The sequence below is a fragment of the Flavobacterium sp. GNP011 genome, from assembly GCF_056428925.1.
On the sequence record NZ_JBWJVJ010000006.1, the window covers coordinates 138,756 to 159,227 of the forward strand.

Below are 20,472 nucleotides of genomic sequence, written 5' to 3' on the forward strand. Positions count from 1 at the left end.
ACCTTCGTACTTTTGTTTAAAGTTTAAAAAAACAAGACAACACTATTTTTAACCCAATAAGCACATCAACATGTTAAAAGGATTTTTTCACGTACCCAACGCAGTTAACGAACCTGTAAAAAGTTACGCACCAAACTCACCTGAGAGAGCAGCAGTTTCAGCAGCATACGCCGAAATGTGGAACGCTACAGTAGACGTTCCTCTTTATATAGGAAACGAAGAAGTTAGAACTGGAGACACTAAAAAAATGTCTGCACCTCACGACCACCAGCATATTGTAGGGGTATATCACCAAGCAGAAAAAAAACATATAGAAGCTGCAATTTCAACAGCACTTGAAGCTAAAGAAGAATGGGCAAAAATGGCTTGGGAGCAACGCGCTGGAATTTTCTTAAAAGCAGCGGAGTTACTAGCAGGACCGTACAGAGCCAAGATCAACGCAGCTACAATGATTGCGCAATCTAAAACAATTTATCAAGCAGAAATTGATGCCGCTTGCGAACTTATTGACTTTTTACGTTTCAACGTACAGTATATGACACAAATATACAACGAGCAACCAAAGTCAACCTCAGACATGTGGAACCGAGTTGAATACAGACCTCTTGAGGGATTTGTATATGCCATTACTCCTTTTAACTTTACAGCAATTGCTGGAAACTTACCTACAAGTGCTGCCTTAATGGGTAACGTTGTGGTTTGGAAACCTGCAGCTACTCAAGTGTACTCTGCTAACTTATTGATGCAAATTTTCAAAGAAGCTGGTTTACCAAATGGTGTTATCAACATGGTAATGGGAGACTCAGGAATGATCACCGAAACCTTATTGGCTAGCCGCGATTTAGCTGGAGTTCACTTTACAGGATCTACAGGAGTGTTCAATGATATTTGGGCAAAAATTGGAACTAATATTAGCAAATACAAAACATATCCACGTATTGTAGGTGAAACTGGCGGTAAAGATTTTATTATTGCACACCCTTCTGCGCATTCTAAACAAGTTAGCACAGGAATTTCTCGTGGTGCTTTTGAGTACCAAGGTCAAAAATGTAGCGCTGCATCACGCGTGTACATTCCGCAAAGTTTATGGCCAGCTGTACAAGCTGAACTAGAAGCTGATTTAAAATCAATGAAAATGGGATCGCCACAAGATATGAGCAACTTTATCACTGCGGTAATCTCTGAAGGTTCATTTGATAAATTGGCGAAAGCTATTGACCAAGCTAAAGCTGATGCTGATGCAGAAGTAATTATCGGTGGAAATTATGACAAATCAAAAGGGTACTTTATAGAGCCAACGGTTATCTTAACTACTAATCCAAAATACGCTACAATGGAAACCGAATTATTCGGACCAGTCGTAACTATTTACGTTTACGAAGATGCTAAATGGGCAGAAACATTGGAATTGGTAGACACTACATCAGAGTACGCTTTGACAGGAGCTGTTTTCAGTCAAGATCGTTATGCTATTGAAGAAGCTACTGTGAAATTACAGAACGCAGCTGGAAATTTCTACATCAATGATAAACCAACAGGAGCTATTGTAGGAATGCAACCGTTTGGTGGAGCAAGAGGATCAGGAACGAATGATAAAGCAGGATCTATGCAAAACTTATTGCGTTGGACTTCTGCAAGAACCATCAAAGAAACTTTTGTAACTCCGGTTGATTACAGATACCCATTTTTAGGAGAGTAATTTTTAGTCCTAAAGTGAAAAAGTCAAAAGTCCTTAAAGTACTTTAGCAAATACCAAAAAGCCGAATCTAAAGTTTTAGATTCGGCTTTTTTGAATATTTTATATTAAATATGTAGCGGCAAAAATCTATTTAGACAATACTTGATTTGCAAAATTTAGAAAAGCTATTTGCTGGTCTACAAAAGAATAATGAGAACAATTATCTATAATTTCAAAATTATCCTTACCAACAACCGTTTTCAAAGTTGACAATTGTTTATCTGAAAAAATTCCATCATTCTTGCCATAAAATGCTTTTATAGGAATACCAATCTTAATTATGTTTTTTAAAATTGGTATTGTATTTAAATTGTTTTTCATTTCATTTTTGTAAAACTTTATAGGTGATTCTAAATTCCTATGACTTGTTTTGTAAATATATGTTTCTGCATAATCAGATCTTAACTTCTCACTTTCAAAAGTTGGACTTGGCATATTGAAAAAATGCAATTTATCTGCAATTTCAAAACATTGTTTTCTATAAAAAGCTGAATTTTTTCTAAGTTTTTTGGTACTACTAATTTGATTTATTTTTAAAGAATCATTTTTAAACTGCTTTTTTGCTTCTCTCAGTATATGATCATAGGTTTTTTGTTGAGAAAATAAACCATCAACTAAAATTAAGCTTTTCACCTTTTCTGGGAATTTGTTGGCAAACAATGTTGCAACAATACCCCCGAAACTATGAGCAAGAAGATTTGCTTTATCGATTCGATAAATTTTGTAAATTTCTTGTAAATCTTCAAAACTTTCATTGAATGTCATAGTCGCATTCACATCTTTTGAACGACCCTCTCCTCGCCTGTCATAAACAATAACGTAAAAACCTTTTTCTGCTAATTTTTGTGCAGTTGTAGCTTCAAATAAATTAGAATTCCCACTAGGACCTCCGTGAATAAATATTACTGGCGGATTTTTAGAATCACCGAAATGTTGCATATAAATATTCTGCGCACTTATTGAATTTACAACCGTAAAAAATAAAATCAATAATATTTGCCTCATAATTTTAAAAGGAAATCTATATTTTAAAATTTCAACCAAACGACTATGATTGAAACTTCAACGGCAAGTGCACCACTTTTTTAGTTTCAAAAAATTCATCTTCAAAATAATCTGCTAAGTTGTACTCAGTAGCTTTAGGGAAATCTTTTAATTCTTCGGTTAAGTCGCCTCCTTTTAGGTAGAGGATTCCGTTTTTCAATTCGTGTTTGTTGTTCTTTTTGATTTTGGTTTTTACCCAAGACACAAAATCAGGCATATTGGTTACCGCGCGACTCACGATAAAATCAAAATCACCTTTTACATTCTCAGCGCGCATTTGCTCTGCTTTTACATTTTTCAATTCCAAACCTTCGGCAACAGCCTGAACCACTTTTATTTTCTTGGCAATAACATCAATCAAATAAAATCTAGTTTCCGGAAAAAGAATCGCCAATGGAATTCCTGGAAATCCACCACCCGTTCCCACATCTAAAACGTACGTTCCAGGTTCAAATTTCATTATTTTAGCAATTCCAAGTGAATGTAAAATATGTTTGGTATATAAAGAATCAATATCTTTTCTCGAAATCACATTGATTTTTTCGTTCCATTCGTGGTATAAAAAATCGAGCTTTTCGAACTGTTCCTTCTGAAGATCACTTAAATTAGGAAAATACTTTAGAATCTCGTCCATCTATTATTTTTTTAACAAAAGTAATACTTTATGGTTAAAATATTTATCTCAAATTTGTATACCAAAAAATTTTTAATAATTACCTTTGAACCTTATCCTCATTATATGAATAACAATGCCCCTACTTTTGCTAAGCAAGATAGCCTAAAATTTTTTAGAACACTTAACTCTCGGGTTAACAACTACTTCAAAGAGAACAACATTCAAAAAACAGGCAACTGGCAATTATACCTGAAAACGATTATTTTATTTTCTGTTTTTCTAGCACCTTACTTTTTAATTCTAACCCTTGGCATGCCATTTTGGGCACACTTATTATTGACAATCGTCATGGGAATTGGTATGGCAGGTGTTGGAATGAATGTGATGCATGATGGAAATCACGGGTCGTATTCAAACAAATCATGGGTTAACAAATTCATGGGCGGAACAATATACGTACTAGCCGGTAATGTGTACAACTGGCAAGTTCAACACAATGTTTTGCACCATACCTACACCAATATTCCGGGACATGATGAAGATTTAGATGCTGGTCGTGTTATTCGTTTTACCAAAGAAGCCAAGTGGTACAACTTTCACCGTTTTCAACAATATTACTCTATTTTCTTGTATGGTTTATTGACTTTCAATTGGGCAATTACAACCGATTTTAAGCAAATGCGTAATTACTTGAAAAGAAAATTATCTTACGGAGAAGCTAAAAGTCCAAAAATACTTTGGACAACGCTAATAATTACTAAAGTTATTTATGTTGCTATTTGGATTGCATTACCAATCGTAATTGGAATCACTTGGTGGAAAGTACTGATAGGATTTTTTGTGATGCATTACACTGCTGGTTTGATATTAAGTGTTGTATTCCAACTAGCTCATGTGGTGGAAGAAACTACAAACCCTACACCAAACGAATTAGGCGAAATGGACAATACTTGGGCTATTCATCAATTGTTTACCACTACTAATTTTGCACCCAAAAACGCAATTGTAAACTGGTACACTGGAGGATTAAACCACCAAATTGAGCACCATATTTTCCCAAATATAAGCCACGTACATTATGGTAAAATTGCAAAAATTGTAAAAGAAACTGCTGCAGAATGCAACCTACCTTATTACGAGTACAAAACAATGAGAAGTGCCGTGATTGCTCATTTCAAACATTTAAAAGATTTAGGACAAAATCCAGCTTTAACCGCCTAAAAAAAGCCTTTATTGGCTAACAATATATTAAACTAACTACAACTTCATACCAATGAATCCATTATCCGATAGAATAAATAATTTATCTACTTCACAAACCTTAGCCATGGCAGCTTTAGCCAGAGAATTAAAAGCACAAGGCAAAGACATCATCAGTTTAAGCCTAGGCGAACCTGATTTTAATACGCCTGATTTTATCAAAGAAGCAGCAAAACGCGCTATTGATGAAAATTACAGCACCTATTCTCCTGTTGAAGGTTACCTTGAACTGAAAGAAGCCATTTGCCGAAAGTTTAAAAGAGATAATAATTTAGACTATAAACCCACACAAATTGTGGTTTCTACCGGAGCGAAACAATCGTTATACAACATTGCTCAAGTAATGCTGAATGATGGTGACGAAGTAATTTTGCCAGCACCGTATTGGGTATCGTATTTCGAAATTGTAAAATTATCAGGAGGTGTTCCTGTTGAAGTTCCAACATCTGTAGAAACAGATTTCAAAATAACACCGGCACAACTAGAAGCAGCTATTACACCAAAAACTAAAATGATGTGGTTCTCCTCACCATGTAACCCATCAGGATCGGTTTACAGCCGTGAAGAATTAACAGCGCTTGCTGCCGTATTAGAAAAATACCCTCACGTATATGTAGTTGCAGATGAAATTTACGAACACATCAATTTTTCAGGGACTTTTTGCAGCATTGCATCCATCCCAGGAATGCTAGAAAGAACAATCACTGTAAATGGTGTAGCCAAAGCTTTTGCCATGACAGGTTGGAGAATTGGATACATTGGTGCTCCAGAATTCATTGCAAAAGCGTGTACAAAAATCCAAGGACAAGTAACCTCAGGAGCCAATTCTATAGCACAACGCGCTACAATTACTGCTGTTGATGCTGACCCGAGTGTTTTAAAACACATGGTAGATGCATTCCACAGCCGTAGAGATTTAGTTGTAGGATTACTAAGAGACATTCCAGGAATCAAAATCAACGTTCCTGATGGTGCTTTTTATGTATTCCCAGACGTTTCATCGTTCTTTGGAAAAACACTTAAAGGAACTTTCATCAAAGATGCCAATGATTTTTCTATGTACCTTTTAAGCGAAGCTAATGTAGCTACTGTAACTGGTGACGCCTTTGGGAATCCAAACTGCATTCGTTTCTCTTACGCTACTAGCGAAGAATTATTAAAAGAAGCATTGCGTCGCATTAAAGAAGCAGTCGCCTAAAACTAGTATTGAAATATTTAAAATACAATGCCTCAAGATTTATTTCTTGGGGCATTTTTTTATACTTCGAAGCAATGAAGCAATCTTAAACCACTGTAAATCAAAAGTAATAGAGTCGATTTCGATAACAAAAAAGTCACAAACATTAGCTTTAATTCTGTAACAATTTACCAAGTCAATAGCGCCAACTTTGAAGCAATTATTAACAAAAAATATTTGCTATGACACACACAGATGAAACCAGAAAAGAAGCCATCGATACATTTGAAGGACTTATTTCGATTCTAGAAGACGGAAAGCTAGGCTACACAAATGCAGCAGAACATGTAGATAATCATGATGTAAAAACCGATTTACTAGGCTATGCACGAGAACGCGACCTCTTTATTGTAGCCATGCAAGATGAAATCAACAAACTTGGAAAATCTACTGATACAGCTGGCGGTGGACTTTTAGGAACCTTACATCGTACTTGGATTGATATTAAATCATCTCTAACAGCAGGTGACTCAGAGGCAATATTAAATGCTTGCATCACAGGAGATGAAGCTGCAGTTATGAGATACCAAAAAGTGTTAGAAGAAAATAATCTTGAAGCTACACAAATTGACATAATTGTTAAGCAATTAAAAAGCATTCAACACACCTTGACTGAAATTAAAGCCAAAAAAGTGCACTAGGCACCATTCACATTTCGATGTTAAAACCACTTTGTTCTATCGCAAAGTGGTTTTTTATTTAGTATCAAAAATTTCATATGCTATTCTAAAATAGCTCTTTTGTAGTAGGACAATTTAAATCCGAATGGACCACTTCTTTTATTTCTAAAAAATCATCTATTCATTAGAAATCTTGAATAATTTATTAGACCTTTGCTCACTTTTTTTTTGGAACCACCAAAAAGACTAAAGTGTTAAAAAACAACTAATTTATCATCAAATCGATGAAGAAAAAAATAGAAATTCTAGCACCTGCCAAAGATTTAATTCATGGTATGGCAGCTATCAATAGTGGGGCTGATGCCGTTTATATTGGTGCACCACAATTTGGAGCCCGTTCTAATGCCACCAACTCTATCGAAGATGTGGCTGCTTTGGTAGAGTATGCGCACCTTTTTAATGCACAAGTTTTTGTGGTAATCAATACGATCTTGTATGATAACGAGCTAGAAACTTGCCGTCAGATGATTTGGCAATTGTATGATATTAAAGTTGATGCTTTAATTGTGCAAGATATGGCCATCATGGAAATGGACTTGCCTCCTATTGTGCTACACGCGAGTACTCAAGCCAACAACCGTGATCCTCATAAGATTAAATTCTTGAAAGATGCTGGAATGAAACGCATCGTTTTGGCTCGTGAATTGAACCTACACCAAATCAAAGAAATCGCAGATACGGCTGATGTTGAATTAGAATTTTTTGTAACTGGTGCGCTTTGTGTAGCGTTCAGCGGAAACTGTTATATGAGTGTGGCCAATGGCGAACGCTCTGCCAATCGTGGTTCCTGCGCACAAAACTGCCGTTTGCCGTACAACTTAATCGATGGGAATGGCGAGACCTTAATCAAAAACAGTCACTTACTTTCGATTAAAGATTTTGATGTTTCGGATCAAATTCCAAATCTTGTAGAAGCCGGCGTGATGTCCTTTAAAATCGAAGGGCGTTTAAAAGATATCGTTTATGTAAAAAATAATGTTTCTTATTTACGTCAAAAATTAGATGCTTTCTTGGAAGGGAATGAAAACTACACCAAAGCTTCTTCTGGAAAATGTACTTTTACTTTTGACTCTGCTTTGAACAAAAGTTTCAATCGTGGATACACCGATTATTTTGTAAACGAAAGACACCAATCTATCGGTTCATGGGAAAGTCCAAAATCAAAAGGGCAATACATCGGGAAACTAATTCGTACTGTGGGTAACGCTTACGAAATAGAAAACGGCGAATTACTCCACAACGGCGATGGTTTGTGTTACATCAATGAGAACAACGAGGCTGACGGAATTTATGTAAATAAAGTCGAAAACGGCTTGGCTTACCCAAATGTATTAAAAGAACTAAAAGAAGGCACTTTTATATACCGTAACAACGACGCAGCTTTTATCAAAATTGTAGAACGAGAAGACAGTGCGGTTCGTAAAATAAGTACCACTTTGCACCTAACCGAAACTGAAAATGGGTTTGAGCTAGCTGCTACTGACGAAGATGGTAATGTGAGCACGGTTCAATTGGCGCATCCAAAAGAAAGAACCAAAAACAATGAGTCGATTGAAGAAAACTTCAAAATCAACTTGGCCAAAACAGGTTTCACGCCATACACGGCTGATGAAATTACAATTACATTTTCTGAAAATTGGTTCCTACCAATATCAAAAATCAACGAAATGCGAAGAACGGTTTTCGAACAGCTATCGGAAATTCGTTTGGCTAATTACAAAGTTGAGGAACACCAATTGGTTAAAACATCGCATCCTTATCCAGAGACCAAATTGGATTTTATGTACAATGTTTCAAACAAACTAGCCCGTAAATTCTACGAGCGTCACGGCGTTACCGAAATCGAAAAAGCCTTTGAATTGCAATGGGATCCTGGAAAATCACGTGTAATGACCACCAAATATTGCATCAAATACGAATTAGAACGTTGCCCAAAATACCATCGTGAAAATATGGACAAGAAGGTAAAAGAACCTTTGGTATTAAAACAAGGCGAATTAGAATACAAACTCAAATTCAATTGTAAACCCTGCGAAATGGAGATTTGGGAAAAAGATGCTGAATTCGAAATTGAAGAAGATCACTTTCATTAGATCTTAACCGCAAAGGGTACAAAGCTTACGCAAGGTTCGCAAAGATTTTTTCATAAAGTCTTTGCGAACCTTTTTTAATTCAACACAAAGCTTTGCGATCTTCTCGTAAATCCTCGCGGACTTTGCGGTTAAAAACATTTTTAGTTACTTAACTCGCGATTAAAACTTAACCCAAAAGGAATCTAAACTGACACAAAGCTCAAAGAGCTTTCACACTGAAGCCTTTATTGACCCTTTTTAATTCAACACAAAGCTTTGCGATCTTCGCGTAAATCCTCGCGAACTTTGCGGTTAAAAACATTTTTAGTTACTTTACTACTTCATTATTTCCCAACAACACAAAACTTCAAAATGAAAATACTACTCCTCGGCTCAGGTGAATTAGGTAAAGAATTTGTAATCGCTGCACAACGCATTGGGCAAATTGTAATTGCAGTAGACAGTTATGAAAATGCCCCTGCTATGCAAGTTGCGCACGGTTTTGAAGTCATTAATATGCTTGACGGAGAGGCATTAGACCGTATCGTTGCCAAACACCAACCCGATTTTATCGTTCCCGAAATAGAAGCCATTCGCACCGAACGTTTTTATGATTACGAAAAACAAGGTATAACTGTAGTGCCATCCGCAAAAGCAGCCAACTTTACGATGAACCGTAAAGCCATTCGTGATTTGGCCGCCAAAGATCTTGGATTAAAAACTGCCAACTATCGATACGCCACCACCGCCGAAGAATTAACAAAAGCAGTAGCGGAAGTTGGAATGCCATGCGTGGTAAAACCATTGATGTCTTCGTCTGGAAAAGGACAATCGACCATCAAAACGGAATCTGACATCGAAAAAGCTTGGCAATACGCTGTTGAAGGTTCAAGAGGCGATGTGATAGAAGTAATAGTTGAAGCTTTTGTCAAATTCAATTCGGAGATTACATTATTGACCGTCACGCAAAATAATAATCCTACGCTTTTTTGTGCTCCAATTGGTCATAGACAAGAACGTGGCGATTATCAAGAAAGCTGGCAACCTGCCCTGATATCCGACAAAGACTTGTACGAAGCCCAAGATATGGCCGAGAAAGTTACCGAAGCTTTGGGAGGCGCAGGACTTTTTGGAGTCGAATTTTTCTTGGCTGATGATGGTGTTTATTTCTCAGAATTATCGCCAAGACCACATGATACAGGAATGGTAACTTTGGCGGGAACGCAAAACTTTAACGAATTCGAATTGCATTTACGTGCCATTTTGAGTTTGCCTATTTTTGAAATCACTCTAGAAAAAGTGGGTGCTAGTGCCGTTATTTTGGCATCTGAAAACTCTGAAAGCCCTAGTTTTACAGGAATAGAAAAGATTGCTGCTTTACCCAAAACTGATTTTAGAATTTTTGGCAAACCCACTTCAAGACCTTATAGACGTATGGGAGTAGCTTTAGTAAATGATAGTCTTGAAATCCCAGTTGATATTGTTGTAGAAAAAGCGAAAAAAGCGGCTAGTTTAATTACCGTTCATCCGTAATTTACTTTCGGTAATATTTTCAAATCGGGCGCTTTCGAGAAGCAACAGTTGATCTCGGGTGCGCCCGACTTTAAAAGCATCTTATAAAACCAAAACTAATTTCTCATTACTTTTTAAAATTGCGGAAGTTCGTTGGTGTCAATCCAGTCTGTTTCTTGAACAATCGGGTAAAATACGAATAATCTTCATATCCTAAACGTAAAGCGATTTCGTTTACCGTAAAATCTTTGTCAAACAACATGCGTTTGGCTTCAAGTATAACTCTGTCCGTGATCACTTCGGTGGTGGTTTTTTGGAGTCTTTCGTTGCAAATTCTATTTAAATGTTTCAGCGTTATGTGAAGCTGGGCTGCATAAAAAGAGGCCGCTTTTTCTGTTTTGTAATGCTTTTCTAATTCGGTTTCAAAAGCTTTAATTTTCACATTATAAGCATTTGCTTGATGCAAATTCGATCTTTCATACTTACGCGCAATTTGAATATGAATGCAGTCCAAAAGATTCAAAATGAAATCCTTTTGCCAAGGCTGATGAGACTGTGACTCCTCGATAAGTCTTTCAAAATAGGGCACAACAGCAAGTGTTTCGGTAGTTTGCAAAACAAGCTCGGGTTTATTATCCACAGCAGAATAAAAAGGATAGTCCGAAATGTCCTTTTGTCCAAAGTAAAGATTGTAAAATTCCTGCGAGTAAAAAACAACATATCCTTCAACATCTTCGGATAAATGCCAATGGTGAATTTGTCCAGGTTGCATAAAAAACATGCTTCCTGGCTGAATATCAAAAACATCAAAATCAATCTCATGCGTCCCCGAGCCTTGTGTAAAAAACACTAAAACATAAGAGTTATGACGGTGGGGCTCCTCAACAAAACTGTGCGTAATTAAATGATTTTTAAAGGTATTGATATACAAACTACTATTGACTGCATTGCAATTAAACCGCTGAATATTGTAAATGGGATACTTAGCCATAATTTATAAATGTCTTTATTGTCCTAGAAGTAGCGAAGATAGAAAACACTACGCATAGCAATAAGAAATACCTTTGATAAAAATAAATATCATGTCACACGCTATCGCTCATATCCTAAATAATGATTGTCCTCAGTGTCAAAAAGGTAAGGTTTTTAATGAAAAAAGTATCTTTTTTACTTTTGGTTTCCCTAAAATGAACGAATACTGTTCGCATTGTCATTACAAGTTCGAGAAAGAACCTGGCTATTTTTTTGGAGCTATGTATGTCAATTATGGTCTAACAGTGGCGCAAAGTATAGCCACTTATGGAATTGCTCAGTTTTTCTTTCAGGAAAGATTTGATTTGAGAATCATACCCATTATTGCCTTTGTGATAATCGCCTTAGCTTCGTTCAATATTCGTTTGTCGCGACTGTTATGGATTTACATGTTCAAAAACTATTCGATGTAAAAAATAGGTATCTTTGTTTTTTATAAACTTATTTTCATGAAAAAAATGCTTTGTTTAGCACTTCTAATTATAGCTACGCTAGCCAGTGCTCAGGATAAAAAAGAAAACCAAAAAGCTAAAATTGTGGAAGCTTCTTGTGGTCAATGCCAATTTGGAATGACGGGTCACGGATGTGATTTAGCCGTTCGCATAGACGGAAAATCCTATTTTGTTGACGGCAGTTCCATTGATTCTCACGGTGATGCGCATGCCAAAGATGGCTTTTGTTCTGCCATTAGAAAGGCATCTGTACAAGGCGAAGTCGTCAACAATCGTTTCAAGGCAACTTCCTTTACCCTTTTGCCAAAAGAAAAAAAGAAATCCTAAAAAAATACCCCAAAGAGTCGTGAACTTTTTGGGGTGTTTTTATCTTAAACTATTCTATCTATTTTGCTTTTGAACTTGTCTTCAAAGTTTTATTGGCGAATGTTGCCACATCAATCACTTCTTCTAAATCGACATCAAAAGAAATCATCACACTATCGCCCACCATGGTCACAGGCAGTTGATTGGATATTTGCGATGAGCCTACAAAAATATTAGGATAATCTTTAACTTTGAAATAGTAAAAGCTATTTCCGTTTTTTACATCATTTTGAATGCGCGTCACAATAGATTGTACTGATTTTTGAGTCGCAGCACTGTTGGGATTAATTTTATTGTCTGCCATATTGTAGACATTTTTAAACGAAGTCAGCGTTTCACGCATGGTATTTCCAACACCTACAATCGTATAATCTGAAATGGCCACCATAGCAAACATTTTAACTAATCCCCCTTTATCTTTCAAAGTCATCACATACGTTGGAATGTTATTAATGTTATACGGAATAGGCAAAGATGCTACATATCCTTTTTCTTGAACTTTACCCTGAGCCGAACTTTGGGCAGCAAATTCAGTTGCGCCTCCTTGTTTGTAAAAAGTAGTTTCTTTGGTTCTGGTATCCACCAATACAAAACCCACAGCAGATTCGTCCTTACCTACTGATGTCAAACCCGTATACCAGTATGATTTGTTATCGTTTCCGTAAACTAATGTCAAACCTTCGGTAATTTGAAGTTTATTCGCGTTCGAAAAATTCCAATATCCATGCACGTATTCGCCCCAATCATTCAATTGATCTTCGATAAATTCTAAAGGCTGAATTCTATCTACCCATTTTGGTGTTTTATCAATAGAGTATTCTACAATAGCTCCAGTTTGTGCATTGACAACAGCTACACCAATGGCTTCTTTACCTGAAAAACCTATTTTTTTAGCATATTTAGTTACAATCCAAAACGGATTTCCAGCATCATCAATTTCAAAACTAAAATCAGTCAAACCTACTGTGGCATTTCCGTTAAAATAAATATGCCTGTGAATATTACTTTGAAAAAAAGCTCCTTGCTGGTACTTAATTTTAATTGCTTTACCCGCTACGTTTTGTACCAGTTTTACATCACGCTCATTGGTTGCTGAAACCATAACATATCCTGCTGTTCCTTCTTGATTATTGAACCATTTAAAAAAACCAGAGTGTAACAAAGGCGCAACCCAATACAAACTATTATTTACTTTTTGAATACAAAAATCACCTAATTCTACCTGGCTACCTAGAGCTGGTTGCGAACCTAATATTTTTTCTCCCAGCAGGTGTGCCAATTGTTCATCAACAACACGAATTTTGTCAATTGCAATTGGAGCGATGTGAGTGGTTATTTTGTCGCCGTTTTTGACCCTACCAAGTAACTTTTGGTACGAGTCAGAGCGAAACATTTTCAAACTAGTTACAAATGGCAAAACCGTACAATAACCTAAAACAACCACAAAAGCATACACCAAAAAACGAGGGGGTCTCGAGACCACTTTCAACTGATTATTGGAACCTGAAACAGCAAATCCCGTCGAAAACAGCAAGGCGAAAACGGCTAGAATCAACAAAATAAAAGCAAAACCCGGAAAACCGTAATTGAGAACAGGTAAATTATTATAAAATAATAAAAACCCTAAAATCAATAAAAAAATAAAAGTAAATGTCTTTTTCATTTTGAAAAGTTATTTGTGTACCGAATTAGTCTTCGTACATCAAAAAGCGTTACAGTACTATTCCGAAAAAAAGGAAACTATTGTTGCTTGTAAAAAAATAGTATTTTTGCAAGCTGATTGAAATACATTTTCAATCCCTAGTAATTTTCAATCTTTAAAATAAACACATGAAAGCATACGTATTTCCCGGTCAAGGCGCACAATTTACAGGTATGGGTAAAGACTTATACGAGAGTAATCCACTTGCAAAAGAATTATTTGAAAAAGCCAATGAAATTTTAGGATTCCGCATCACCGATATCATGTTTGAAGGAACTGCCGAAGAATTAAAAGAAACCAAAGTAACCCAACCAGCAGTTTTTTTACACTCTGTAATATTAGCTAAAACTCTAGAAAATTTTGCTCCAGAAATGGTAGCGGGACATTCTCTTGGCGAATTCTCAGCACTTGTTGCTAATGGCGCTTTGTCTTTTGAAGACGGTTTAAAGCTAGTTTCTCAAAGAGCTTTGGCAATGCAAAAAGCTTGCGAAATTACTCCATCAACTATGGCCGCTGTTTTAAACTTAGACGACAAAATTGTTGAAGATATTTGCGCTTCTATCGATGGTGTTGTGGTAGCTGCCAATTACAACTGTCCGGGTCAATTGGTGATTTCTGGTGAATACAAAGCTGTTGAATTAGCGTGCGAAAAAATGAAAGAAGCGGGTGCCAAAAGAGCTTTGATTTTACCAGTAGGTGGTGCGTTCCACTCCCCGATGATGGAGCCAGCTCGTGAAGAATTAGCAGCAGCTATTGAAGCTACAACTTTTTCAACACCAATATGTCCGGTGTACCAAAACGTAACTGCAAGTGCCGTTTCGGACCCGAATGAAATCAAGAAAAATTTAATCATTCAATTAACCGCTCCTGTAAAATGGACGCAATCTGTACAGCAAATGATTGCGGACGGAGCAACCTTATTTACCGAAGTTGGTCCTGGAAAAGTACTTGCTGGATTAATTGGAAAAATCAATAAAGAAGCAGTTACTGCGAATGCTTAGAAATTTAGATCACAATTCTTAGAATCGAATCCTCATAAACGTAAAGTATGTGAGGATTTTTTGTTTTAAATAACTATTTAACTTCTTCAATATGACTATTTACAATTACGAAATCAAATAATCTTGATTATTTGATAAAAAAACAAAACAATTTTTTCTAAAAACATACAACAGAAAGTTTTAACTTCTCTTTACATTTTATTTCTATCGATGCTTTTTTTTACTGCCTTTTTGTAAACTATAAATAATTTAAACAACCTAAAATAAAAATAAAGTTTATAATTAAATTGTACGTTGTCAATAATCCATTGAGGTTTTTGCTTTCTAATATAGGCCGTTTGTACAATTGCTTCTTTAACAACTTTAGTGTCTATGTACCCAACCTTTGATTTAAAAATTTCATTACCTTTTTTAACTTCATTTACTTTATAACCTTCTAATAATAAAAACCCAAAACCACAATAAATCGCATTAATTTCTGTTAATAATTCATTTTCTTTTTCGCTTTTCTTCTCTATACCATATTTTCTAATCAAATGATAGTGAGACATTTCGTGAGCCAAAATGGCTACCTTCTGTTTAAACGTCTGATTGACAGTACTAGCATTTATAAAAATACAGTTTAGTCCATCTATCGTTTGAAATTTTCCAGCATCAATATTGTTTAGTAATATCACTTTAATAGGTTCAGTAATAAAAAGGTGAATTCTCATCAAATCCGCAATGGTTTGAAGTTTTTTTTCTATATCAATAGAAATATTATATTATGCATTAAAGTAAAAATGTGTTAGCTGATAATTTAATTGTGTTGGCTTTTTTGATAAATTATTTTTTAAAAACCAAACAATTTTGCTAACTTCATCTTTGTCACAATCGTAATATATATCTGTTAAAATATTGTTTTTTTTAAATGATATTTTTTTATTTAATAGAATTCTAGTTTCATTAGTATAGCAATCTATAATAGATTATCAAAACAAATATAATTGAATTATTTTCAAATCATTATTCAAATTTTCTAAATCTCTTTTAGAATTAAAGCAATCTCATTGAAAGTAATAAACTAATTCATATCAACAAAATAGTCGTCTCAAAAAAAATTTATAAAGACTTTTTTTTATCTTTATATCTCCATAACTAAATTTATAAAAATTTAAAAATAACAAAACATGAAGAAAACACTTTTAAGCCTAGTATGCATTGCTGCATTAATGGTTTCTTGTAAAGAAGAAACGAAAGCTAAATTAGACGAGGCAAAAGATGCCGTAGGTACTGAATTAGAAGCAAAAATAGATACTGCCACTGTAAAAATGGACAAGGCTGTAGATACCTTACAATCAAAAACTGGCAAAGCGCTTGAAAAAGGTGCCGCAAAATTAGATGAAGCAGCTGCTAAAATGAAAGACGCAGCAAAAAAATAAATCATAAAAAAGCCAAATCTGTCCCGATTTGGCTTTACTTTTTCTCACAGTTTCTTAGCTTCCTTACAATGATTATTACTAATCCCTGTTATTAAAAATATAGAATCTTGTCTTTTCAAAGAATATGTACCAAGTAGTTCGATTATTCGCTTTGTAAAAAATATAGTTTGATCCTAAATGACGGAGTTTTTGTGGAGTTGATTTATGCGGAAAACTATTAATTTCTAGGATAATAAAATCTACAATCTTATCAACATAAAGTATTGCATTCTTTTCGTAACTAAAATATTCTTGATCGAAGAGTATAGAAATCAATTCATCAAAATATAGTAGAATTTCTTCCTTAAAAATTACTTTTTCCAAGGATAGGCTTTTATTCTTTTATACATCTCAACTTTAAATTCCTCGGGAGTCAAACCTTTTTGCACTTCTTCATCAAAATTAAAATTGGCTCTATCAATTCCCTTAAACCTAATTTTTGAAGTTTCATAACCTACTGAAGGCTCTTCGGCTTTACTATTTTCAGATTTGTTTTTTTCAACATCCATGACTCATTTCTTAGTTTCACGAATTTACAACAAATTACTGAAAAGAAAAAATCCTGAATTATCATCGCGATAATTCAGGATTTTCATTCTATTTAGCAAGAGCGTCTCTAAAATCTAACGCTATAAACGAACTTTCTGTTCCCATTTCCAGGCACTTGCCATAGCTTCTTCTAGTGTTGATTGTGCTTTCCAACCTAAAACCTGATTAGCTCTTTCAGTACTGGCATAAGCTGATGTGATGTCTCCTTCTCGCCGACCTACAATTTTATAAGGCAACTTATTCCCGCTTACTTTCTCGAAAGTTTCAATAACTTCTAGAACAGAGCTTCCGGTACCGGTACCTAAATTAAACGTCTCCACTTTGGTTTCATTTTTCTTATTCAATAAGCGCTGTAATGCAATAACATGGGCTTTCGCCAAATCGACTACGTGAATATAATCGCGAATGGCAGTACCATCAGGCGTAGGATAATCGTTCCCGTAAACCGATAATTCTGCACGCAAACCCATTCCTGTTTGCGTAATAAAAGGCACTAAGTTTTGCGGTACTCCCAATGGTAATTCTCCAATTTCAGCTGACGAATGTGACCCAATAGGATTGAAATAACGCAACAAAATAGCGTTGATATTGGTTACTTTGGCTGTATCAGTGATAATTTCTTCACCGATTTGTTTGGTATTTCCATATGGAGACATGGCAGTTTGAATAGTCGCATTCTCAGTAATCGGCATCGTTTCGGCTTGACCGTAAACCGTGCAAGAGGAACTAAAAATAAAATTGGCTTCTGGTTTTTTCTGTAATTCTTGCAACAAATAAATCAAAGCACTGATGTTGTTTTCATAATACAACAACGGATTTTCAACACTTTCGCCCACCGCTTTTGAGGCCGCAAAATGTATTACTCCTGCAATATCCTGATGTCTTTTAAAAAAATCTTGAACTTTATCTTTCTCTCTTAAATCAATTTTTTCAAATGTGGGCTTTACGCCCGTAATGTTTTGAATACCATCTAAGACATTCAAAGAAGTGTTAGATAAGTCATCAACGACCACAACTTCGAATCCTTCGTTTTGCAATTCAACAACGGTATGTGATCCTATAAATCCTAAACCTCCTGTTACTAGTATCTTCATACTTTATTGATATATTATTAAATTTTATTTCATAAAAAAGACGAGATAAATCGCGTCTCTACAATTATCCTAAAAATTCTAAAACACTCGATGTAATGAATTCTATTTGCTCATCGTCCAATTCTGTGTGCATTGGTAAAGAAAGCACTTCTTTAACCAATTGATTGGTTACGGGAAAATCTTCTTCATTATACCTATTATCAGCGTATGCTTTTTGCGAATGCAACGGAATAGGATAATAAATGGCACAAGGAATCCCTTTGTCTAACAAATGTTGCATCAAGCCATTTCTATCTGCATCAAGAATTCTTAAAGTATATTGATGAAAAACGTGACAATCGCAAATATCACAAATACTTGGTGCAATTATATTTTTGTGTCCTTCAAAAGCCGCTGAATATTTTCGCGCTGCATCTTGTCTGGCTTTTCCGTATTGATCTAATAAAGGTAATTTAGCATTCAAAACTGCTGCTTGTATGCTATCCAATCTTGAGTTTACACCCACAACATCGTGGTGGTAACGCTCGTACATACCGTGATTTACTATTCCGCGTAATTTGTGAGCCAAAGCATCATCATTGGTGAAAATTGCACCACCATCACCATAACAACCTAAATTTTTGGAAGGAAAAAATGAAGTAGCCCCTACGTGACCAATTGTTCCTGCTTTCCTTTTAGTACCGTCAGAGAACTTGCAATTAGCTCCAATAGCTTGTGCATTATCCTCAATCACATATAAATTATGTTCTTTGGCAATAGCCATAATCGCTTCCATATTGGCCGCACGTCCAAATAAATGAACCGGTACAATCGCTTTTGTTTTTGGAGTTATGGCTTTACGAATCCCGTCAATAGAGATGTTCATGTTGTGCATGTCTACATCAACCAAAACCGGAGTTAGTTGCAACAATGCAATTACTTCAACAGTGGCTGCAAAAGTAAAATCGGCAGTGATCACCTCATCACCAGGCTTTAAATCCAATCCCATCATTGCAATTTGCAAGGCATCAGTACCATTGGCACAAGGAATTACGTGTTTTACATCTAAATATTCCTCTAGTGATTTTTGAAATTCGTGCACTTTTGGTCCGTTGATATACGTATTGGTGTCTAATACTTCTTGAATAGAAGCATCTACAACATCTTTTATTTTTTCATATTGACTTTTCAAGTCAACCATTTGGATTTTTTTCATTTCGATTTTCAGTTTAATGTTCGAAAGAGAAGCCGCGATAACATTCTGGTTTCTTTCTTAAAACGAAGAACAAAAATAGTTATTTATGTCTTGATACCAATACAACGTTTCTTAAAAAGCGGGGAATACAATAAAATAAACTACGCAATCTTGAAATTTAAAAAAATGATGCGTTAGAAATTCATTTAAAGAAAACGTATTTTAGCCCAAAATTTTTAGCCATGCTTTTTATCTACAATTTATTAGTTTTAGTTGCGAGTTTTCTTTTAAAAATTGTGGCGCTTTTTAGTCCAAAAATGAAACTTTTTGTAGACGGCAGAAAAGGTGTTTTTCCGCAACTTGAACAGCATCTAAATCCAACCGATAAAACCATTTGGTTTCATGCCGCATCCCTTGGCGAATACGAACAAGGATTGCCTGTGATTGAAAAAATCAAGCAACAGTTTCCTGGTCATAAAATAGTGCTTACTTTTTTTTCGCCATCGGGTTACGAAGTCCGAAAAAACAATACTGTAACTGATGTTACTGTTTATTTACCAATGGATACACAAGATAATGCACAACAATTTCTTGACCTCGTTCATCCTGAAATGGTGTTTTTTATCAAGTACGAATATTGGCCGAATTACTTAAACGAACTTAAAAAACGCGACATAAAAACGTATTTGATTTCTGGAATTTTAAGAGAAAATCAAGCCTTTTTTAAATGGTACGGCGGCTTTTACAGAAAAGCGCTCGATGCTTTTACTTACTTTTTTGTACAAAATGAAAGTTCTAAAAAACTACTGCAGCAATTAGGTAAAACCAATGTTATTGTGTCTGGTGACACGCGTTTTGATCGGGTGGCAACTATTTTAGAAAAAGACAATAGTCTGGGTTTTATTGCTCAATTTAAAGACAACACCGCTACAATTGTTGTGGGAAGTTCGTGGCCAAAGGATGAAGATTTCATTGTAAACTTCATTAATTCGACTGCCTTGAATGTGAAATTTATAATTGCTCCTCACAATATTAAAGACGAGCAAATTCAAAAACTCAAAAACAGCATCAGCCGAAAAACTATTTTGTTCTCTGAAAAAGAAAATAAAAACCTAGCAGATTTTGACGTTTTTATCATTGACACCATTGGGATTTTAACCAAAATTTACAGTTATGCTGATATTGCTTATGTGGGTGGAGGCTTTGGAAATCCTGGAGTGCACAATGTTTTAGAACCAGCTACTTTTGGTGTTCCAATCGTTATTGGTTCCAACTATTCGCATTTTGCAGAAGCAATCGCATTGGTAAACATGGAAGCATCTACTGCCATTAACAATCAACAAGAACTGAACGAAGCTTTTGAAAATTTAATTCGAAATGAAGACATCCGTCACGAAAAAGGACATATGTGCAGCACTTTTGTACAAATGAACAAAGGCGCAACGCAGATGATTGTGAGTCGAATTTAAGACCGAATTTAAAC

General features: G+C 35.4%; 19 protein-coding genes. 11 read left to right on the forward strand and 8 right to left on the reverse strand.

Annotated features, from left to right (window positions below):
* The first annotated feature begins 70 nt into the window (after positions 1–70).
* Positions 71–1,699 carry an L-glutamate gamma-semialdehyde dehydrogenase gene (gene pruA / locus AC061E_RS07775; RefSeq protein WP_478285720.1) on the forward strand — a complete coding sequence of 543 codons (1,629 nt, stop codon included), beginning with the start codon at positions 71–73 and terminating at the stop codon, positions 1,697–1,699.
* 126 nt (positions 1,700–1,825) lie between these two features.
* On the opposite strand, the gene AC061E_RS07780 is transcribed toward pruA, so the two are convergent.
* Both AC061E_RS07780 and rsmG read right to left on the reverse strand, forming a co-directional pair.
* Entirely contained in the window at positions 1,826–2,782 is a 957-nt protein-coding gene (locus tag AC061E_RS07780; RefSeq protein WP_478285721.1) for an alpha/beta hydrolase, read from the reverse strand.
* A 4-nt stretch (positions 2,783–2,786) separates the two neighbouring features.
* Positions 2,787–3,416, reverse strand: a complete 630-nt coding sequence (gene rsmG, locus AC061E_RS07785; RefSeq protein WP_478285722.1) for a 16S rRNA (guanine(527)-N(7))-methyltransferase RsmG — start codon at positions 3,414–3,416, stop codon at positions 2,787–2,789.
* Between the two features lie 105 nt (positions 3,417–3,521).
* On the opposite strand from rsmG, the gene AC061E_RS07790 reads away from it, so the two are divergent.
* The 5 genes from AC061E_RS07790 to purT all read left to right on the forward strand — a co-directional run bounded on the left by AC061E_RS07790 (position 3,522) and on the right by purT (position 10,180).
* A complete protein-coding gene (locus AC061E_RS07790; RefSeq protein ID WP_478285773.1) occupies positions 3,522–4,619 on the forward strand; it encodes a fatty acid desaturase family protein in 1,098 nt (365 codons plus the stop codon).
* Between the two features lie 52 nt (positions 4,620–4,671).
* Entirely contained in the window at positions 4,672–5,856 is a 1,185-nt protein-coding gene (locus tag AC061E_RS07795; protein ID WP_478285723.1) for a pyridoxal phosphate-dependent aminotransferase, read from the forward strand.
* 221 nt (positions 5,857–6,077) lie between these two features.
* Entirely contained in the window at positions 6,078–6,536 is a 459-nt protein-coding gene (locus AC061E_RS07800) for a ferritin-like domain-containing protein (protein WP_478285724.1), read from the forward strand.
* A gap of 263 nt (positions 6,537–6,799) precedes the next feature.
* The gene (locus AC061E_RS07805; protein ID WP_478285725.1) at positions 6,800–8,668 is read left to right on the forward strand and encodes a peptidase U32 family protein; all 1,869 of its coding nucleotides are present in this window, start codon (positions 6,800–6,802) and stop codon (positions 8,666–8,668) included.
* 351 nt (positions 8,669–9,019) lie between these two features.
* Complete coding sequence (gene purT / locus AC061E_RS07810) at positions 9,020–10,180, forward strand: formate-dependent phosphoribosylglycinamide formyltransferase (RefSeq protein ID WP_478285726.1); 1,161 nt, start codon at positions 9,020–9,022, stop codon at positions 10,178–10,180.
* A gap of 106 nt (positions 10,181–10,286) precedes the next feature.
* Here purT and AC061E_RS07815 read toward each other — a convergent pair whose 3' ends face one another.
* Positions 10,287–11,150 carry an AraC family transcriptional regulator gene (locus tag AC061E_RS07815; protein WP_478285727.1) on the reverse strand — a complete coding sequence of 288 codons (864 nt, stop codon included), beginning with the start codon at positions 11,148–11,150 and terminating at the stop codon, positions 10,287–10,289.
* 91 nt (positions 11,151–11,241) lie between these two features.
* Here AC061E_RS07815 and AC061E_RS07820 point away from each other — a divergent pair, with 91 nt between their 5' ends.
* Positions 11,242–11,604: a DUF983 domain-containing protein gene (locus AC061E_RS07820; RefSeq protein WP_086453673.1), complete on the forward strand. Its 363-nt coding sequence runs from the start codon at positions 11,242–11,244 to the stop codon at positions 11,602–11,604.
* Positions 11,605–11,640: 36 nt separating this feature from the next.
* Entirely contained in the window at positions 11,641–11,970 is a 330-nt protein-coding gene (locus tag AC061E_RS07825; RefSeq protein WP_478285728.1) for a DUF6370 family protein, read from the forward strand.
* 58 nt (positions 11,971–12,028) lie between these two features.
* On the opposite strand, the gene AC061E_RS07830 is transcribed toward AC061E_RS07825, so the two are convergent.
* The gene (locus AC061E_RS07830) at positions 12,029–13,672 is read right to left on the reverse strand and encodes a hypothetical protein (RefSeq protein WP_478285729.1); all 1,644 of its coding nucleotides are present in this window, start codon (positions 13,670–13,672) and stop codon (positions 12,029–12,031) included.
* A gap of 167 nt (positions 13,673–13,839) precedes the next feature.
* On the opposite strand from AC061E_RS07830, the gene fabD reads away from it, so the two are divergent.
* On the forward strand, positions 13,840–14,712 hold the full coding sequence (fabD, locus tag AC061E_RS07835; protein ID WP_478285730.1) for an ACP S-malonyltransferase: 873 nt from the start codon (positions 13,840–13,842) through the stop codon (positions 14,710–14,712).
* Between the two features lie 191 nt (positions 14,713–14,903).
* On the opposite strand, the gene AC061E_RS07840 is transcribed toward fabD, so the two are convergent.
* Positions 14,904–15,425: a hypothetical protein gene (locus AC061E_RS07840; protein ID WP_478285731.1), complete on the reverse strand. Its 522-nt coding sequence runs from the start codon at positions 15,423–15,425 to the stop codon at positions 14,904–14,906.
* 456 nt (positions 15,426–15,881) lie between these two features.
* Here AC061E_RS07840 and AC061E_RS07845 point away from each other — a divergent pair, with 456 nt between their 5' ends.
* Positions 15,882–16,133 carry a hypothetical protein gene (locus AC061E_RS07845; RefSeq protein ID WP_478285732.1) on the forward strand — a complete coding sequence of 84 codons (252 nt, stop codon included), beginning with the start codon at positions 15,882–15,884 and terminating at the stop codon, positions 16,131–16,133.
* Positions 16,134–16,483: 350 nt separating this feature from the next.
* Here AC061E_RS07845 and AC061E_RS07850 read toward each other — a convergent pair whose 3' ends face one another.
* From AC061E_RS07850 to AC061E_RS07860, 3 genes are all read right to left on the reverse strand, one after another.
* Positions 16,484–16,681, reverse strand: a complete 198-nt coding sequence (locus AC061E_RS07850; protein WP_478285733.1) for a hypothetical protein — start codon at positions 16,679–16,681, stop codon at positions 16,484–16,486.
* A gap of 120 nt (positions 16,682–16,801) precedes the next feature.
* On the reverse strand, positions 16,802–17,815 hold the full coding sequence (galE, locus tag AC061E_RS07855; RefSeq protein ID WP_478285734.1) for a UDP-glucose 4-epimerase GalE: 1,014 nt from the start codon (positions 17,813–17,815) through the stop codon (positions 16,802–16,804).
* A 64-nt stretch (positions 17,816–17,879) separates the two neighbouring features.
* Complete coding sequence (locus tag AC061E_RS07860) at positions 17,880–19,010, reverse strand: DegT/DnrJ/EryC1/StrS family aminotransferase (RefSeq protein WP_478285735.1); 1,131 nt, start codon at positions 19,008–19,010, stop codon at positions 17,880–17,882.
* A 221-nt stretch (positions 19,011–19,231) separates the two neighbouring features.
* Here AC061E_RS07860 and AC061E_RS07865 point away from each other — a divergent pair, with 221 nt between their 5' ends.
* Positions 19,232–20,458, forward strand: coding sequence for a 3-deoxy-D-manno-octulosonic acid transferase (locus tag AC061E_RS07865; protein ID WP_478285736.1), 1,227 nt, complete (start codon positions 19,232–19,234; stop codon positions 20,456–20,458).
* Positions 20,459–20,472: the final 14 nt, after the last annotated feature.

Bases quoted from the DNA above. Each gene is read 5' to 3' on its own strand.
- AC061E_RS07850 (WP_478285733.1), bottom strand. From the start codon at position 16,681: ATGGATGTTGAAAAAAACAAATCTGAAAATAGTAAAGCCGAAGAGCCT.
- purT (WP_478285726.1), top strand. From the start codon at position 9,020: ATGAAAATACTACTCCTCGGCTCAGGTGAATTAGGTAAAGAATTTGTA.
- AC061E_RS07865 (WP_478285736.1), top strand. From the start codon at position 19,232: ATGCTTTTTATCTACAATTTATTAGTTTTAGTTGCGAGTTTTCTTTTA.
- AC061E_RS07800 (WP_478285724.1), top strand. From the start codon at position 6,078: ATGACACACACAGATGAAACCAGAAAAGAAGCCATCGATACATTTGAA.
- AC061E_RS07825 (WP_478285728.1), top strand. From the start codon at position 11,641: ATGAAAAAAATGCTTTGTTTAGCACTTCTAATTATAGCTACGCTAGCC.
- AC061E_RS07830 (WP_478285729.1), bottom strand. From the start codon at position 13,672: ATGAAAAAGACATTTACTTTTATTTTTTTATTGATTTTAGGGTTTTTA.
- rsmG (WP_478285722.1), bottom strand. From the start codon at position 3,416: ATGGACGAGATTCTAAAGTATTTTCCTAATTTAAGTGATCTTCAGAAG.
- AC061E_RS07795 (WP_478285723.1), top strand. From the start codon at position 4,672: ATGAATCCATTATCCGATAGAATAAATAATTTATCTACTTCACAAACC.
- AC061E_RS07840 (WP_478285731.1), bottom strand. From the start codon at position 15,425: ATGAGAATTCACCTTTTTATTACTGAACCTATTAAAGTGATATTACTA.
- AC061E_RS07820 (WP_086453673.1), top strand. From the start codon at position 11,242: ATGTCACACGCTATCGCTCATATCCTAAATAATGATTGTCCTCAGTGT.
- pruA (WP_478285720.1), top strand. From the start codon at position 71: ATGTTAAAAGGATTTTTTCACGTACCCAACGCAGTTAACGAACCTGTA.
- AC061E_RS07815 (WP_478285727.1), bottom strand. From the start codon at position 11,150: ATGGCTAAGTATCCCATTTACAATATTCAGCGGTTTAATTGCAATGCA.
- AC061E_RS07805 (WP_478285725.1), top strand. From the start codon at position 6,800: ATGAAGAAAAAAATAGAAATTCTAGCACCTGCCAAAGATTTAATTCAT.
- AC061E_RS07860 (WP_478285735.1), bottom strand. From the start codon at position 19,010: ATGAAAAAAATCCAAATGGTTGACTTGAAAAGTCAATATGAAAAAATA.
- AC061E_RS07845 (WP_478285732.1), top strand. From the start codon at position 15,882: ATGAAGAAAACACTTTTAAGCCTAGTATGCATTGCTGCATTAATGGTT.
- fabD (WP_478285730.1), top strand. From the start codon at position 13,840: ATGAAAGCATACGTATTTCCCGGTCAAGGCGCACAATTTACAGGTATG.
- galE (WP_478285734.1), bottom strand. From the start codon at position 17,815: ATGAAGATACTAGTAACAGGAGGTTTAGGATTTATAGGATCACATACC.
- AC061E_RS07790 (WP_478285773.1), top strand. From the start codon at position 3,522: ATGAATAACAATGCCCCTACTTTTGCTAAGCAAGATAGCCTAAAATTT.